The organism is Actinosynnema sp. NPDC050436, from assembly GCF_040655415.1.
Lineage (GTDB): Bacteria > Actinomycetota > Actinomycetes > Mycobacteriales > Pseudonocardiaceae > Actinosynnema.
Genome location: NZ_JBFAJV010000022.1, coordinates 35223 through 52613, shown reverse-complemented (window position 1 = coordinate 52613; position 17391 = coordinate 35223). Strand labels below are relative to the sequence as shown.

Sequence of the window (17391 nt, the reverse complement as noted above, 5' to 3'; positions counted from 1 at the left end):
TCACGTACGACCGGCCGAGCCACCCCGTGGCGTCCGCGAGGCGGCGCACCCTGTCGCGCACGACTACCCGCCTGTGTTGTTCGGTGCGCCGGGCAGGTCCTGGAAGGTCCGGTAGGCGGGTGCACCCGCCTTGCGGGACACGACGGAGCCGGGCAGTGCGCCGTCGACCACCGCGGTCAGGAATTGCGCGACACCGACGTCGTACTCCTCCCAACTGCCGTCCGCTCCCCACGCGACGACGGGCCACAGGTCGGGGTCGTCCCGGTCCGCCCGCCAGAACAGCTGGCCTCCCATCGGGTGGCTGAACTTGGCCCACGGGATCAGGCCGGGCAGCTCCGGATAGGCGCGGTACGGGTGCCTGCGCCCGTCGGTCAACCGGAGCATGGCCTCCCGGAACAGGGCGAGCAGGTCGCCCTGTTCGCCCGCGGTGGTCGGCGGGGTGAGCAGCACCGTTCCCGCGTACTTCCCCACCGGGACCGTGTCGAGCAGTTCCTTGTAATCCTGGGGCAGCACCAGGCCCAACAGCTTCTCGGTGACCGTCCAGTCCTGTATGTAGCGCGGACGGCCCGACCAGCCGATGAGGTCGACCAGGGCGTCAACAGCCTGTGAACGTGGTGCCATTGGCCGCTACTCCCGCCTTGGTGGTGTTCGGGATGTCGACGATACAAGTCCAGCCGTCGTTGCCGATGGCCGCGATCTTGATCGAGGTCGGGATCGGGTTGGAGAGGTCCGCGTACACGGGTTTGACGCCCATGAGCACGGGGTTGCCGCCGTCGACCTGCTCGGCGATCTTCGCCTCGACGTTGTGGTACATCCAGGAGTTGTTGGTCGGGTCCTGGTAGCACGGCACGAAGTTGCGGGGGTCGGTGTTCGAGCCGTTGAGCTTGTGCCCGATCAGGTGACAGCGCGCCATGCCCTTGGAGGTGTCCAGCCCGAACGGGTCCAGGCCGAGCTTCGGGCGTTTGGCCTTGTTGACGGTGGCGACGCACGCCAGTGCCCCGGTGGACCGCTCCCCCGGTTCGTCGTTCCAGAAGACTTCCTCCTGGTCCTCGTAGTGCTGCCAGTTCTGGCGGCAGCGCTCGTCGGGGTCGTCGGTGCCGGTCGGTGGGGTCCTGGGCGCGCCGCCGTCGCCGGGTTGGGTCTGCGGTGTGCCCTGGTCGTCGGTCTGACCGCCCACGACGGACGCGACCACCTTGCCGGCGTCTTCGATGAGCTTGCGGATCTCAGGGGCCAGGACGGGCCCCGAGGGGTTGCGGGGCAACGGCGTCATCGCGTTGGCGAGGATGCGCGCGGCGGCTTCGATGCGGCGCGCTTCCTCCGGGCTCGGGCCCGGAGGGGTGACGCGGCATTCACCCGCGCGGCACGGTGTGCCGGTGTCGGACGGTGCCGGGGGTCTGGGCGGGACGCACACCGTGATGGGGCATTTGGGACGCGGGGGTTTCGGGGTCGACTGGCCGCAGTGGGTAGCCCGGCAGCCCGGCGTGTTCTCCACGCCGTCGGGTCGCCACCCGGTCCCGTTCGGGGCCGGCGCGGGCGGTCGGACCGGTGCGTCGGCGGACACCGACGCACCGATGCCCGCCAGCATTCCGCCGAGGAGGATGAGGCTGGTCACCGCGACACAGCCGCCGCCGGCGACGACGGTTCCCGCTCCGGGCAGTACGGCCGATCCGGCCCCGGCTGCGATCACGCAGTGGCCCCAGCGCCCGGTCGGATCGGTCTGGTTGAGCGGGTCTCCGAGGACGTAGGCGTACCGGTTGTGACCGCTGTGTCCGGGTCCGGAGGGGCCGGCGATGTCGTCGCGGCCGGCGAAGGTGCCGGTGCCGGGGGTGTACCAGCGGGCGGCCATGTTGACGCGTCCGGTGACCGGGTCGGTCCAGCCGGACTGGTAGCCGAGGGCGTGGGTGGCTCCGGTGCGTGCGGTGATCTGGCCGTGCGGGTTGTAAGCGGCGGAACTGGCGACCGCGCCCTGGGCGGTGTAGGTGCCGATCAGGTCGGTGTGCCGGTCGGTGTAGGCCAGGCCGCTCGCGCCGCCCTGGGTGATGCCGAGCAGGTCGCCGCCGGGCAGGCGGCTGTACAGGCCGGTGCCGTCCGCTGCGAGCGCATTGCTCTGGTCGGCGTAGGCGATTCCGGTCCCGATGCGTCGGTCGAGGCTGTCGTACGCGTAGCCGGCGGTGCCGTCGGTGATCAGCCGGTCGAACGCGTCGTACTGGTGGTTGACCGTCGTGCCGCCGGTGGTCGTGGACTGGAGGGTGCCGCGGGCGGTGTGGTCGAATGTCGAATTCCCCGAGGTGAGCAGTCTGTTGCGTTGGTCGTAGGTCGCGGTGACGGTACCGGCGGACAGGCGGTTGCCGTTGTCGTCCCACGTGTAGGTGACGGGATTGGTCCCGTCGTCCCACTTGGTCAGGCGACCGGCCTTGTCGTAGGTGTAGGTGCTGGTCCCGGCACCGGCGAGGCCGGTGGTGGCCTTGGTGGTGAGGCGGTCGTTCTTGTCGTAGCCGTAGGCGATCGACGCGGTCGCCTGGCCGGACGGGTTGCTGACTGTGTCCGCGACCACCCGGTTGAGGTCGTCGTAGGCGTAGCTGCGGCTGCCGTTGCCCGTGCCGTAGCCGACGCCGGTTGTACGGCCCGCGTCGTCGTGGGTGTAGGTGGCGGTCAGGCCGGTGCGCGGGTCGATCGCCGTCTTGAGACGACCGGTGGACTCGTAGGTGAACTCGGCGGTGCCGGCGGCATCGACACGACGGACGAGCCTGGCTGCGTCGTCGTAGGTGTAGCTGCCGTCGCCCGACGGGCCGGTCATGGACAGCAGGTTGCCGCGGTCGTCGTAGCTGTAGGCATTCGTACCCGTCCCGGCGCTCGCCGAGGTCAGCCGGCCCGCGTTGTCGTAGCCGAGCACCCGCTCACGGGTGGTTGCGCTGGTTCCGGAGCCTGTCTCCAGGGTGAGGTTGCCGAGTACGTCGTAGGTGCGTTCGCGCACCACGCCACCGGGTTGGGCGAGGCGGGTCGGTCGTCCCATCCTGTCGTAACCGGTCGTCCAGGTCCGGTTGGACGCGGCCGTGTGGGCCGCGGTGACCGGTTCGACGACCGATTCGGGCAGGTTCCACGTGTTGTACGAGGTGGTCGTGATGTTGCCGTTGCCGTCGGTGAACCGGGTCTGGTTTCCGGCGGCGTCGTAGCCGAACGCGGTGGTGATCGACGCCGTGGCCGACACCTGTTCGGTCTCCGAGTTCCGGCGGCCGAGCGCGTCCACTTGCCACGTGGTCACGGCACCTTCGCCGTCGGTCTGTGAGACGGTGTTGCCGGCGGCGTCGTAGCCTGTGGAAGCCGTCCGCAGCACCTGGCCGGCGGCGGAGAGCCACGAGCTGCCGACCGCCCGTCCGGCCGGGTCGTAGGCGGTGTCCACTCTGAGCCCCAGCGGATCGGTGACCCGGACGACCCGGCCGGCGAAGTCGTGGGAAGCGGTGGTGATCTTGCCGGCCGGGTCCTTCGTGGACACCCGCTCGCCGAGACCGTTGTAGCCGTACTCGACCTGCGCGCCGTGCGGGCCCTTAACCGAGGCGACGGTGCCGGAGTCGTTGTAGGAGGTCCTGGTCGTCAGGTTCCGGCCGGGTGCCGGATGGCGTTCGTGCACGGTCGAAGTGATCTCACGGCCGAGGTCGTCGTAGGTCGCCGAGAGGGTCGCGCCGGTCGTCCCGGTCGCGCCGAGCAGTTCGCCCAGCGGGGTGTGGCGGAACGTCGACACGCCTGCCGGAGCGGTGCCCACGGCCGGGTCGGTCCGCCGGGTCCGGTTGCCCAGCACGTCGTAGGCGTATGTGGTGACCCCGCTCGCCGCGTCGGTCTCCGAGGTGAGGCGGCCGAGTTTGTCGTAGGCGCTGGTGGTGGTCGAGGTGACCGGCGTGCCGCCAGGCGCGGTGTAGGCCGCCCGGGTCGTGGCCGTCGGCCTGCCGACCTTGTCGTAGGCGGTGGTGGTGACGTTCCCGTTCGCGTCCTTCGCGGCGACGGTCTCGCCGAAGGTGTTGTAGCCGGTCGTGGTGACCGGGCGGGCGGTGGTCGCCGCCGCGCCGTTGGCTTCGACCGACACCGGCGGCGCGGTCTGCGACACGACCCGGCCGAGCGGGTCGTAGGCGAAGCTCGCCGTGAAGTCCGCAGCCGTCGCACCCGGCGCGTTGCCGCGTGGTTCGGTCACGGCGGTGGGCAGGCCGGACTGGTCCCGGATCGTGGTCGTGACCAGCCACTGGGCGCCGTTGCGGACGGCTCGGCGCACGGGCCGGCCCACCGGGTCGTAGCCGAGTTCGGCGACCTCGGTTCCCGTGGCGGCGGCGTCGGTGCGGGTGACCTTGACCGGATTGCCCTGAGCGTCGTATTCGACGCTCGTCGAACGGGCCGCGCCCGAGGGGTCGCCGACGGAGCGAATCAGGTTGTCCGCCGCGTCCCACGTCCGCTCGGTGACCACGCCACCGGTTTCGACGCGGGTCTCGTTGCCCGCGCCGTCGTAGGCGTGCGTGGACAGCGTGATGTCGCGTCTGCTGCCGTCGGGATTGCGGAAACCGGTGCGGGCGGTGGAGGCGAGCAGGCCGTCGTCGAAGTAGCGGTAGCCCGTGGTGCGGCCCATCGCGTCGGTCACCGACGCGAGGCGGCCCGCCGGGTCGTAGGCCCGGGATTCGGTCACGACGTCACGCGCGGGTGCGCCGTCGCCGTCGAAACCCTTGACCGTGGTGGTGGCCAACTGGTTGACCGGTGTGTAGGTGTGGACGGTCTCGTTGCCCATCGGCCCGGTCACCTTGGTGACGTTGCCGAGGCTGTCGTAGGCATAATGGGTGACGCCGTTCTCCGCGTCGGTCACCGACGCCACCCGGCCCCGGTCGTCGTACCCGTAGGCGGTGACACGGGCGAGGTCGTTGCCTGCGACGTCCGAACGGGTCGCGGAGGCGAGTGTCCCGTCCGGGTTGTGGGTGTTGGTGGTGCGGGCCTGGTGGGCGGTGCCGGTCACCGCGTCGGTGGTGGCCGGAGCGGTGGTGGTGAGGACGCGGGACGCGCCGTCGTAGGTCGTGGTCGTCGTCGCCGAGCCACCGGGCAGCGCGGATGACAGGACGGTCTCGCTGATCGGCCGGCCCAGGCCGTCGTGGGCGAACCGGACCTTCTTGCCCGCCGGGTCGGTCGTCTCGGCCAGGTCGCCGAAGCGGTTGTAGGCGTAGGAGGTGACCCCGCCTGCGGGATTGGTGGTGGAGGCCAACAGCCCTGCGGGCTGGAACCCGGTGCCCGCGTGCGCGGGCACCGCGTCGGAACCTGTCGTGTACTGGTTGGCGGTGACCGTCCCTTCCGGGGAAGCTGCGGTACCGGGACCGGTCACGCTCGCCAGGTCTCCGCCGGCGGTGTAGGCGTACCTGGTCAGGAACGACGTGTCGTCCTTGTCCGCGGAACGGGCGTCGCGGGCGGTGACCAGCAGGTCGTTGCGCGGGTCGGCCGGGTCGGCCGGGTTGAGGTGGTAGCCGAAGTAGGCGGTGTGGCACCGGGTGCGGGTGCGGCACGTGGTCTGCGACACCATGTTGCCCCGCGCGTCGTGCCCGGTGACGATCGAGTGGCCGTTGGCGTCGGTCACCCTGGCGAGGAAGCCCCGGGTGTCGTACTGGAAGTACCGCAGGTCGCCGTTGGCGTCGGACTTGTGGATCAGCCGGTCACCGCGCTCGTGGTCGAACCCGTACACCATGGATCTGCCCGCCGGGTCGGTCACCTTGACCTGGTGGGCGTCGGCACGGCCGGCGCGATAGGTGTCCATCACCTCCGCCCCGGTCAGCGGCCGCGAGTGGAAGGCCAGTTCGGACAGCGTGCCGTGGAAGCGGCCCCAGTCGTCGGCGGGCCGGGCCGGGTGGTCGCCTCCCGCCAACCAGCCCGCGCCGGCGAACACGTGGCGCTCGCCGTCGGAATAGCCGCCTGAGAGGTAGCCGACGGACTGGCCGTCCAGGTAGAGGACCTGGCCGGTGCCCCTGCCCACCAGTGCGACGTGGTGCCACTGGTCGTCGTTGACACGGTCGGTGCCGGCCAGGAACTCGGTGCCCGCGCCGAACCGGCCGCGCAGCCTGCCGTCCGTCCCGACGTAGAGGATCGCCCTGCCCGCCTGTGGGGTGCCGTCTCCGATGACGCGGTCGGCCGTGCCCAGCAGAACGCCGCCGGCGTTCGATCCGGTCTTGAACCACAGGTCCGCCGACAGTTCGGAGCGGCCCGACAGGTGGTATTCGGGAAGCCGGACGTGCGAGGTCGTGCCGTTGAAGGTCCCGGAGGGGCCGTTCTCGGTCAGCGGGACGGTGTCCAGGGCTACCGAGGTGAACGTGGCGAGGCCGACCTGCTGATCGATGTTGGGCAGGGGCGGGCCGAAGGTCCACACGTGGTGCGGGACATCGGCGCGCACTGCGGTCTGGTAGGCCGCCTGTGTGGTGCGGGCGGCGTAGTGCGCCCCGACCTGCCCGGAGGTCAGTGCCCGCCGGTAGAAGGCCAGGTGGGTGAGCGAGCCCGCGAACTTGCCCGCCGTGTCAGTGGGCTTGACCGGCCAGTCGGCTCCGTCCACCCGGCCGTGGCCGACGAACAGGTGCGCGTCGGAGCTCCAGATCGCGCCCGACTGGGTGCCGGCCGCCGTGCCGTCCAGGTAGAGCGTCTGGCTGCCGCCGCCGGCGGCCAGCACCACGTGGTGCCAGTTGCCGTCGTTGACCGGATTGGTCGTGGTGATCGCGGCCAGTTGGCCGTTGCGGAACCTGCCTCGCAGTTTGCCGTCCGTACCGACGTACAGGATCGGCACCGTCTGCGATTGGTCGGCGTGCGCGGCGTCGTTCTTCCCGGACGCGAGCAGCACCCCGCCGGTCGTGGTGGTGGTCTTGAACCACAGCTCGACCGACTTGGTGTGCGCTCCGGCGATGTATGAGCCCGGGAACACGGGCTTCTGCCCGCTGGGCATGGCCACCGTCTCACCGAACGGGCCGGTGCCCGTGGTGGTCCAGCCGGTGCCGTAGGTCGGTACCGGGTTGAGCCCGCGCGCGGTCGAGGGTTTGTTGCTGCCGGCGAACCAGCCGGAGTCCGCCTGGGTCAACCGGGTCTGGTAGTCGCTCTGTCGGGGTTTGCGCCAGAACGGGGTGTCCGCGTGACCCGTGGCCCGCTGGACCTGCCAGACGCCCCCGTTGCGGTCCACGACGCGCTGGACCTGGCCGGTGCCGTCCGACTCGTAGGTCACTTCGGCTGTCTTGCGGCCACCGGGGTCGGTGATCGCCCGCAGCCGCCAGGTCATGGCCGCCTGGTGGGGCGACGAGTGGTCCGTGGAGTTCGTGGTGACCGAGAGGTGGGCGATGGAGCCGTGGAAGAAGCTCCAGGGAGCCGACGGGGCGGAGGGCCAGGTCGACTTCGACGGGCCGCCGCCGACGTGGAAGAAGCTCGGGTTGCCCGCAGCCCACGCGCTGCTCCAGGACGTCACGACGGCACCGTCCAGGACGAGGTCGGCCGCGGGGCCGGCGGCCCATTTCAGCAGCAGGTCGAGGTGGTGCCACTTGCCGTCGTCGACGCGGGTGGTCGACGCGGCGGACCCGCCGCTCGCACGCAGCCTGCCGTCCGTGCCGACGTAGACCACCGGGTACGGGGTGGCGGGATTGGCCCCTCCCCAGGCGGTGGGCGAGTTGCCGAGCAGGACACCTCCCGTGGCGCTGGTCTTGAACCACAGGCTGTAGCGGAGCATCCCGTGCTCGCCCACGGCTGTCGTCAGAGCGTTGCCGGAGATCCGCGCGCTGGTGCCGTTGAACACCGCGGCCGGCGTGCCCGACGTGCCGAACGGGTTGTCGGTGGACGAGGTGACGTTGTTGTAGGTCAGTGCCGGCCGACCCGCGATCTGGTTGGCAGCGGTCTGACCGCTGGCTGCATCGTTGAGCAGCCAGTAGTCGCGCGAGTTGTTGCGCACCCGGGTCTGGTAGGCCGTGGCCGGGTCGTAGTCGTAGGTGGTGCAGGCGTTCGTCGGGTCGCACGCCTTGGTCAGCCGGTAGCCGTCGTAGGTGTAGCGCCAGGTCTGCTCGGTGCCCGTGCCGTCGACCGGGTCCGTTGTCACGGCGGTCACGTGGTTGTTGGTCCACTGGAATCGGAGAGATCGTCCGCCCTGCGCGTTCGTCGCGGTGGCCAGACGCCCCGAGTTGTAGGCGAGGACGACCGAACGGCCGGAGCCGTCAGTGAGCGAGAGCAGCTTTCCCGCGCTGTCGAACAGGTACGTGGTGGCGGACTTGTCGGTCAGCTTCCATCCGCCGCCCGGCACGGTGGTCAACGTCGCGAACCGTCCCTGGGGCGCGGTGAAGGTCCCGTTCCCGTTCGCGCCGAACCGGACCTGTTGGCCGTCCGGGTAGGTGACGACGACATTCCCGCTGCCGTCGTTGTCGGGAACGATTCCGGTGTCGTAGCGCGTCGACCAGCCGGCTCCGAACGCGAGGTTCGTGCGGGTGTCCACGCTGTTGTAGGTGCGGACGACGGAAAGGTCGGGCCCGACGGTCTTCACCACCGCGTCGGTCGCGGCCGTGGTGTAGTTGCGGGTCGCCGGGTCGAACCCGCGACCGGCCTCGACCGCCGCCGCACCGGCGTGGCTGAGCAGGGCGGGTTGGTCGATGACGGTGGTGAAGGTGCCGCCGTCGACCACCGGGCCGTTGTTCCCCCAACTGCCGATGCTCGCCGCCCAGCGGTAGGTCTGTCCCCACTGGAGCGTCCCGGTGGGTATCTGCCATGTCATCCGGCCCCAGAAGCCGCTGCTGTTGCCGTCGCCGATCCAGGTGGAGTCGGCGATCTGGGTGCCGTTGGCGTTGTACACCCAGAACCTGCCGGCCGTGCCGAGCGACGGGTAGTTGTCCGGGTCGTGCCCCCGGAACGACAGGACCGGGGTGAGCGTGCCGACCGCGTCGCCCGACGGCGGCGACATCGAGTCGATGATGGGGTACTGGTCGCCGATCGTGATCGCCACCGTGCCCGACGTGGGTACGCCCTGGGAGGCGAACATGGTGGTGCCGTAGCGGTCCATGTCGAAGCGGATCGTCCAGTTGCCCGGCGCGAGTTTCTTGATCGGCATGTTGATCGTGGCGGACTGGCCGTAGCCGACGTTGTAGGGCATGGCCACGTGGTAGGTGGCGGACTGCGGCTGCTCGACGCCGTTCGCGTCGTACAGGTGGTAGGTCAGCTGGTAGTTGTTGCCCGGTGTCCAGACGTCCTTGCCCCAGTTGGTGACCGTCACCGGCATGACACCGTCCTGAGTGGACGAGATCGGCGTGGTCATGCCCTGCGCGACCTGGTAGGTGGCCCAGTAGGGGCTGTAGGTGACCGAGAGCTGGGGCGGGTTCGCGCTGTTGCGGCTGGCGAACTTCTTCCACGCGTAGCTGTCGGACTCCGACGCGCGGACCGTGAGACCGTGGTTCGCCCCGCCGTGCGCCCACGAGTTGACCAGGTCGCGGCCGGCCTGGTTGAGCGGGATGCCGGCCCACTGCGGGTCCGGGCACGTGCTGCCCGCGTAGCTGTAGGCGTAGGAGAAGTTCGCCGAGCCCACCAGCGCGCCGTAGCCGGGCCCGGGGAACCCGGCGATACCGTCGGCCGACCAGGGCTGGGTTACCTGGTGGACGTTCACATCGCGCGGGCTGCACGAGAACGAGTGGATGTTGGCCAGCCACAGCTGGGCGCCCAGGATGTACTGGCCGGCGAACCGCGAGGAGACGCTGCCGAAGTTGAGGTAGGTCGCGGCCTTGTTGTAGCCGCCGTCCCAGGTGCCCGCACGCAGTTCGGCCATCGAGTACTGCGGGGTGACGAAGCCGGTCTGCACGAACGTGGAAGCGTCGACCTGCCGATCCTCCACGCTCGGGTCCACCTTGATCGGGTACACCCGCGCCGGGTCGTTCACCCACGCCTTGTCGATGCCCACGTGCAGCACGGTTTTCCCGTCGCGCTCGTCGAGCCGGTAGGTGACGCCCGCCGAGTACGCGCCGGTGCCGGCCTCGGGAAAGGCGGAGTCCTCCATGAAACCATGCGGGATCTTCGCCTTGACCTCACCCGAACCGTCCTTGAACAGCACCGATCCCGACTCGTCGAGCGAGGCGCTCAACCCGTTGAGTTCCAGTGGGAACTCCCACTCGGTCGGCGCGTCCTTGGACTTGAGGACGATCGTTTCCTTGATGCCGGTGGGCGTTGACTGGAGTTCGATGTCGGAGTGCGACCGGATGTTGCCGTAGTTGATCAGGTCGTCGGCGGTGCGGCCGGTGACCGGTGCCGCGCCGGCCACGCCGAAGCCCACCGACACGCCGTCTCGGACGCGGTATTCGCCCAGCGACCGGGAATCGGCGTTCTTGGCGAAGCGGTGGCCGATCGCGGCGGCCTTGTTGCGCACGGTGGCACCGTCGTCCACCAGCGTGGTGTCGATGGGCTCCCAACTGCCCTCGGGGGTGCGGTAGAACTCCGGCTGGGCGCTGATCTGCGCGGTCCGGGTCCCGTCGGGGTTGGCGTAGACCCTGGTACGGGCATCGCGCTCGGTCACGATTTCGCGGCTGAAGCGCGGGTCGAAGGAGCTGCCGGCGACCGTCGGCGCGGCACCGGTGGTGACCTGGGTGCGCGGCTGGTCCGGCTCGGTCCCGGTTTCGGGCCTGGGCCGTTCGTCGAGGGGGAGCTCGCCCTCACCGCGGCCGGGTCCGCGTGCGGGACCGTCCTCGGGTCCGGCCGTGGCGTCGGAGTCCGCCCGGTGCGACCGGCCCTCGGCCGACCCGGTGGCCTGGACGGGCACCTCCCCGACCGGGGCGCCCTGCGCCGACGCGACAGGAGTCGCAGGCATCGCCGAGAGAACGGGCTGCACCGCGGTGAACGCGAGCAGGACGACCAGCGCCCGGACCGTCACGCGTCTGCTTCCGGACCACACCGATCGACCGACCATCGCTAGCCCCCAGGTGCGTGAACGTCCACGAGATGCTCGGTCTCTCGGAGTCGGACGGTCAAGACGTGAAGGACTGTCGCGTAGAACACATCCGCAGCACGTGTGGATCAGGCATGATCGACGTCCGCTGCGGCCCCGTCGAGAGGACTGAGCACCGTGCCCCGCGTCCCGCTTTTGGTGCTGCTGCTCGTACTCACCGCCTGCTCCGAACCCGAGGCAACGCCTCCGCCGCCCACGTCGTCCGCAGCGTTGCCCCTGGTCCAGAGCGGTCCGGCCACCCCGGACCAACGCCCGGTGGCATCGATCCAGATCACCCACCGCGCCGGAACCACGGCCCTGGCCGGAACGACCGGGCCGATCCCGCAGGGCACCGTCGTCGAGATCTCCGTGCTCGCCGACATCGACGACCAGGTGCTGGTGGAGCCCCTCGGCATCAGCACCGCACTCAGCGGCGGTTCGGCACAGCTTCGGTTTACCGCCGGCACACCCGGTACGTTTTCGATCCGGTTGCGCGACAAGGGGCTCGAGCTGACCTCCCTGACCGTCGGCTGAACCGGCAACAGCGATCCGGCCTGCCCGGCGACGAGACTCCCGCATGCGTGTCGAACGAGACAGGAACCCGCCCGGCCGGATGCCACCGCGGGCACAGTGGTTCGGTCGTCTCGGGCGTCAGGACGACGGGGAGAGGCGAGAGCAAACCCGACACCGATCCGGGTGTCGTCCGCCGCTCGCTTCGAACCTGCCCCGCATCGCCGGACGTTTCTGCCGGCTACCAGGGGTCGGAAAGCAGGTCACACCGTGCTGCACCATCGGTGACCGGTCTCCCCGAAGCCCGCCTGCGCGGGGAGCGCACAGCGGACGGCGATGTCCACAGCAGACAGGGGCAACCACGGCATGCCGGAACGCGGCTCGGGTACGGAATAGGACGGTATAGGACGTAACGGGTGGCGTAGCTGTGCCGGGGCTGCCCCGGCACAGCCACGCCACCCCTGCCCCGGCACAGCTACGCCACCGGTGGCGATCTGTCGGGGTGGCGATCTGCCTGGGGTGTGGACAACCCGTACGGGCGGCGGCAGGCGCACGTCCGGCCGAGTGGCAGTTGCGGAGGATTTCAACGACCGAAAGCACGCAGGTTTCCCCGGAGTCGACATGGCGTTCCATTGACCGAAAAATTTGACTTCCCCACCGATCGATGTGAGGATGCCGAGACAGGAATCACGGAGCACGAGAAGAATGAGGCAGCCGAAAATCGAGAGCCGTCCGGCTTCGATATCACCGACATACCGCCGCCAGCCGGGGTCTCGACATGATATGACCGCGTTTTTCCACTCGACGCGACGAGCGCACTCCTCCCGTTGACTCACCGCTCGGATTGAATCCGTATGAGCATTCGCGTCATGACCTGGGCGTGGGAGAACGCACCGGTGGCCGGGACCGAACTGCTCCTGGTGCTGGCCATCGCCGATTCGGCCGACGACGACGGCCGCAACGCCTGGCCGTCGGTGGCCGACCTGGCCCGCAAGACAAGGTTGAACGAGCGCACGGTCCAGCGCCTGCTCAAGCGACTTCAGCGCGACGGTCACATCACGATCGAGTTGGGTGGCGGTCGCCGGCGCAACCGGTACGCGATCACGATGTCGCCCACCCCCGCCCCGAACCCGGCCGCAGCCCCGCCGCCGGCGCCACCGGGTCGTTCTCATGGGCGACGGACTCCCCGCACTGGCGACCGGGGTGGGGCGGACTGGCCTGACTGGTGCGGGCGCTGCGACGGCGAAGCGCCGCACGAGCGTTATGTCGACGACGGAACCGGCAGCCTCATTCCCTGCCCCAGGTGCCATCTCAAGGGCCGGGACTACCCCACCGGGTGATCCCACTGGGCCATTCCGGTCATGCATTCAAACCACCGCCACCGCCGGGCGCACCGCGGCACGCGGGCCGGGCGTTGGGTTCCGGGGCCAGGTGCCGGGCGAGCCGGACGCCTGGGCACGCACCACCGGCGGGAAGTTGCTCGGGCTGGTCAGCTACGACGCGCCGACCCCGCACCTCTCGCACACCGTGCCGATCCGGCACTACGTCGGCCGCGACGCGCTCCAGCCATGCAGACCAGGAGAAACCGAACCTCCGTTCTAACCCGCAACCGGTCCGTGCAGCTCGTCCACAGGAACGGGTTCGGTGTCGATCAGCCTCTTGTGACCGGTGGTCGAAGGGTGGGAACGGGCGCAGTGTCGTGGCGCGCGCCGGGCAGGTAAACGGCCTAGCGAGGGAAAGCGCCGTGCGCCGACGCGGTGCGGCGGGCTGATCAGTCCGGCGGTAGTTCGCCGGCCACTCGCCGTACGGAGCGGCCCACCGGTCGCCGGTACCCCTACGGTCGGTGACGACACCACGTACGACAACGGGCGGCTCCCGCTACGGGGCCGCCCGTCGCCTTCCGATCCGCGTTGCGGTCCGGCGGGTGCGCCTGGTGCTCCTGGGGTGATCGAACCGGCCTGGCAGCTCCTCGACCACCCCGATCCCGCTCATCACGAGATCCAGGAGACGCCCCATGACGATAAGACTGCGACCGGCCCGACGGCGGGACCCGTTGCGCCGACGCGACGCCGGGATGCGGTGAACCGCACCCGGTGCCGACCCAGTCCCGCCGAACATCTGGCCCGCCTGCTCACCACGTGGCCGGGCACGCTGCGCCTGGTCGCCGTGTTGGTGGTCGTGGCCGGACTGCTGGTCGGCGTAATGCTCATGACCCCTGTCCGGCTCGACGTCGGGCCGGTGCAGATCGCACCGGTCAGGTAGCGGACATGGCGACGGCCGCGGCCCCGGCGGGAAACCGCAGCCGCCGCCGGCCGCCGAGCCGCCGACGTGGTGGAACTCGGCGACCGGCGGGATCGCATCTGGCCGTTCAATGCGGCGCCGACGACGGCGGCCGCACAACCGTGTGGATCGCCGCCGTCGGTCTGCGTCGCGAGGCTGTCGAACCGGCCGCCTGCGGCCTCCTTGAGCACCGCCCGCAGGCGGCTGGCGGAGAACGCCAGGATGGGTAGCGACTTGTCTGCCTGAAGAGCACTCAGCGGCACGCCGTCACTGCGCGAGCGAAGCTCGCCTCAGGTAAGCGGACGTCCGGGTGGGCAGGAGCCGAGGCCAGGTGTCACATTTCCCACCTAATATCCTTAGTTGACACTGAGGTTACGATCAGTACCGCTGCTCCACCTGCGGTGGAATTCACTGGCAGCGCCTCACAGTTCGCGGCGTCAGCAGTTCTGGAAGCGGCACCGCCTGGCACACCCGTATGCGATCGCCCGGTCGGACTTCGGGTCCGGGCGTCATCCGGATTACGGCTCGATCGTCGAGGCCGACCTGATCAGGTGGACCTCCGACCTCGATCTCCTCCGGCTGGACTGGGACCCGCCGACCACTTCGATCGGGCCACGGTCCTTTGTGCACGGTCATCGGTATCGGGTGGTGATCTGGCACCGTTCGCCTCTAGCCAAGTCAAGCGGAACCCCCTACGTTGCAGGAGGGATCATCGTATCGAGGCGGGTTCGACCGGCCTTCGGGGGAGAGCTGTGATCGTGGGTTTCGAGCCCGTTGGTGGCCGACGGAGCCTGGAGGGTTTTCGAGTCCGCTGCCCGGAAGGGGAATCGATGAGGTTGCGCGCGCTTGCCCTGCTGGGTCTGCTTTTGCTGACCGCGCTCGTGGTATTCGCGCAACGGCCGCCACGACCCGTGGACACCGCAGCGGACACCGAGTTCGCCGCAGGTCGGGCGCTGCACCACTTGGCGCGCTTCGCCACCGAGCCGCGTCCCACTGGTTCGCCTGCGGCTGCCCGCACACGTGCGTACTTGCGGGCGGCCCTCGCCGAACTCGACGTCACCGCCACCGAGCGGACTTCTGTGGCCGCGCGCGTGTTCGCCGACCGCACCCACCTGCTGGGCTCGGTGACTCCGCTGCACGCCGTGCTGCCCGGCCGGGACAGCACCGGTGCGGTGCTGTTGGTCGCGCACTACGACTCGGTCCCGCTCGGCCCCGGCGCGGCCGACGACGGTGCCAACGTGGCGGCAGTGCTGGAGGTCGTCCGCGCGCTGCGCGCCGGACTTGCCCTCCGCAACGACGTGCACGTGCTGTTCACCGACGCCGAGGAGTCCGGTCTGCTGGGGGCGCAGGCCTACGTCGAGGCCGGTGTCCCGGCCGGTGCGGTGGTGCTGAACCTGGAGGCCCGAGGCGTATCCGGGCCGGCGCTGATGTTCGAGACCGCCGGCCCGGTCGGCGGGCTCATGGCCGCGCTGCGCGCCTCGGGCGCGTTGACCACCTCGGTGTCGGCCGACATCTATCGGTTGCTGCCCAATGACAGCGACCTGACCGTGTTCGCCGAGGCCGGTGCTCGCGGGCTCAACTTCGCCTTCCTGGAGGGCTCCGCGCACTACCACACCGCTACCGACGACCTCACACACCTGGACGCGGGCAGCGTGCAGGACATGGGCGATTCGGTGCTGGCCGCCGCCCGCGTGCTCGGCGACACCGACCTCCGCGCGCCCGATCCCAGCCCGGCGCACTACTTCACCGTGTTGGGCCTGGTGGTGCACTACCCCGCCTGGCTCACGCTGCCGCTGGCCGCGCTGACCGTGGTGGGCCTGCTCGTGCTGTGCTTGCGGCTGCGCTGTGGTTTGACCGCCCTGCGCGTCGGGGCGAGCCTGCTGCTGCCGGTCCTGGCCGCAGGCGGCGCGGCGGTCGGGATGTGGTGGCTGCTGGGGTTGCTGCGGCCGGAGCACGCACTGCTGGCGACGGGCAACCCGTACCAGCCGATGCCGTACCTGGCGGCGCTCGCGGTGTTGACCGCCGCACTGCTGCTGGTGTGGCGCAGGCTGTTGCGCGGCGTGGGCGAGCAGGGCCTCGCGCTGGGGGTGCTGGGCGCGCACGCCGTGCTCGGGCTGGTGTTCGCGGTGCTGCTGCCCGGCGGCGCGTACCTGTTCACCGTGCCCGCAGTGGTCGGGGTGATCGGGCTGGCGCTGACCGGCCGGCCTGCCACCGCCGCGTTCGCGGCAGTGCCTTCGGTGCTTCTCCTCCTGCCCGTGGTCCTGCTGCTCGCACCGGCGCTGGGACTGGCCGGGTCCGCAGGGGCCGTGGTACCCGCTGCACTGCTCGCCGCCACCGCCCTGCCCCTGCTGCCCGCCGCGCCGGCGTTGCGGCCGATCGCGCTGATCGCGCTGCCCTTGTCTGCGGCCCTGGTTGCCGCAGGGTTGCTCACCGTGGGCTACGACGAGCACCGGCCCAAGCCGGTCAGCCTCGGCTACGCGGTCGACGGCGACCGGGGCTCGGCCCGCTGGCTCGGTGCCGGTGAGCCCGATCCCGCGTTCGCGGCACTGCTTTCCACGCCACCATCCACTGTGGAGGGAGATCTGCCAGGGTCGGCCGGCCAGAGCCTGCGCACCGGCCCGGCACCGCTGGCCGGTTCGGTCCCGGTCCCCGTCTGGGAACGGCTCGGCGACGGCGACGCGGGCGAAGTGCGCGAGCACCGGGTGCGGCTGCGCACGCCGGGCAACCCCTATGCGGTCTCGGTCTACGTCGCCGTGCCCTCGGGCGACCTGCTGGAGGCGGTGGTCGACGGCCGCACCGTGCCCGGCGGTCGGAACCGGCCGTCCACCGACGGCCCGTGGAGCTGGGGCTTCGGGTACGCCGCGCCACCCGCCGCCGGGATCGAGATCGTCCTGCGGGTGCGCGGCGGCGTGGACGCGCCCAGGCTGCGCGCGGTGACCCGGACCAACGGCCTGCCCGCCGACGTCGGGGCTCCGGCGCTCCCGTCGGGCCGGACGCAGGCCGCCTGGCCCTCCCCCGCCGGACAGAGCTACGCGAGCCGCACGATCGACCTCGGCCACGACTGACCCCCGTTACGGCGGCACCGGCCGTCCTCCGGTGCCGGCCTCCGCTCCGCCGGGCCCACGAGCCGCTGGGCAGCGGCGGCGGGCAACCGATTCGCCAGGTCGAGCGGTCGCCGGACGCCACTGTCCACTGTGGCGCGGGCGGCCTCCGGCGAGGTCCGATCGGCAGCGGGTCGGACCACCGTGGCCGGGCGGCGCGGGGAAGGTCAGCGCAGGACGCAGAACTCGTTGCCTTCCGGGTCCGCCATCTGCGTCCACCCCTCGAACTCCCGCACGGCCACCGCGCCCAGTTCCACCAGGCGTGCGACCTCGACGGCCGGGTCGTCCGCGCTCAGGTCGAGGTGGACGCGGTTCTTGACCACCTTGCCCTCGGGCACCAGGACGAAGAAGTAGCGGGGCAAACCGGGGCCTGCCACCACCAGCACCGTGGGGTCGTCCTCCGGGTCGTCGATGCCGTTGTCCTTGAGGCGGCGCAATTCCTCTTCGTCGTAGGGCGCCACCTGGTAGCCGTCCAGGACCGCCGCCCAGAAGCGGGCCAGTGACGCGGGGTGCTTGCTGTCGAAGACGATGTCGTGTACACGAGCCACATCTGCACCTTATCGCAGGATG

General features: G+C 70.6%; 7 protein-coding genes. 4 read left to right on the top strand and 3 right to left on the bottom strand.

Features of this window, described 5'->3' with window-relative positions:
* Nucleotides 1-63: 63 nt before the first annotated feature.
* Nucleotides 64-621 carry a hypothetical protein gene (locus AB0I60_RS34595; protein ID WP_360737706.1) on the bottom strand — a complete coding sequence of 186 codons (558 nt, stop codon included), beginning with the start codon at nt 619-621 and terminating at the stop codon, nt 64-66.
* The gene (locus AB0I60_RS34590) at nt 596-10876 is read right to left on the bottom strand and encodes a LamG-like jellyroll fold domain-containing protein (protein ID WP_360737703.1); all 10281 of its coding nucleotides are present in this window, start codon (nt 10874-10876) and stop codon (nt 596-598) included. The genes AB0I60_RS34595 and AB0I60_RS34590 overlap by 26 nt, the downstream gene beginning before the upstream one ends.
* Before the next feature lie 330 nt (nt 10877-11206).
* Between AB0I60_RS34590 and AB0I60_RS34585 the strand changes: the two genes are divergently transcribed.
* The 4 genes from AB0I60_RS34585 (at nt 11207) to AB0I60_RS34570 (ending at nt 16785) form a co-directional block, all read left to right on the top strand.
* Complete coding sequence (locus AB0I60_RS34585) at nt 11207-11464, top strand: hypothetical protein (RefSeq protein WP_360737701.1); 258 nt, start codon at nt 11207-11209, stop codon at nt 11462-11464.
* A gap of 845 nt (nt 11465-12309) precedes the next feature.
* On the top strand, nt 12310-12780 hold the full coding sequence (locus tag AB0I60_RS34580) for a helix-turn-helix domain-containing protein (protein WP_360737699.1): 471 nt from the start codon (nt 12310-12312) through the stop codon (nt 12778-12780).
* Nucleotides 12781-13384: 604 nt separating this feature from the next.
* Complete coding sequence (locus AB0I60_RS34575; RefSeq protein WP_360737696.1) at nt 13385-13702, top strand: hypothetical protein; 318 nt, start codon at nt 13385-13387, stop codon at nt 13700-13702.
* An 848-nt stretch (nt 13703-14550) separates the two neighbouring features.
* Entirely contained in the window at nt 14551-16785 is a 2235-nt protein-coding gene (locus AB0I60_RS34570; RefSeq protein WP_360737694.1) for a M20/M25/M40 family metallo-hydrolase, read from the top strand.
* Between the two features lie 203 nt (nt 16786-16988).
* Here the strand turns inward: AB0I60_RS34570 and AB0I60_RS34565 are convergent, their stop codons facing one another.
* Nucleotides 16989-17369 (bottom strand): VOC family protein, encoded by a 381-nt coding sequence (locus tag AB0I60_RS34565; protein WP_360737692.1) that lies wholly within the window; start codon nt 17367-17369, stop codon nt 16989-16991.
* Between the last annotated feature and the right edge of the window lie 22 nt (nt 17370-17391).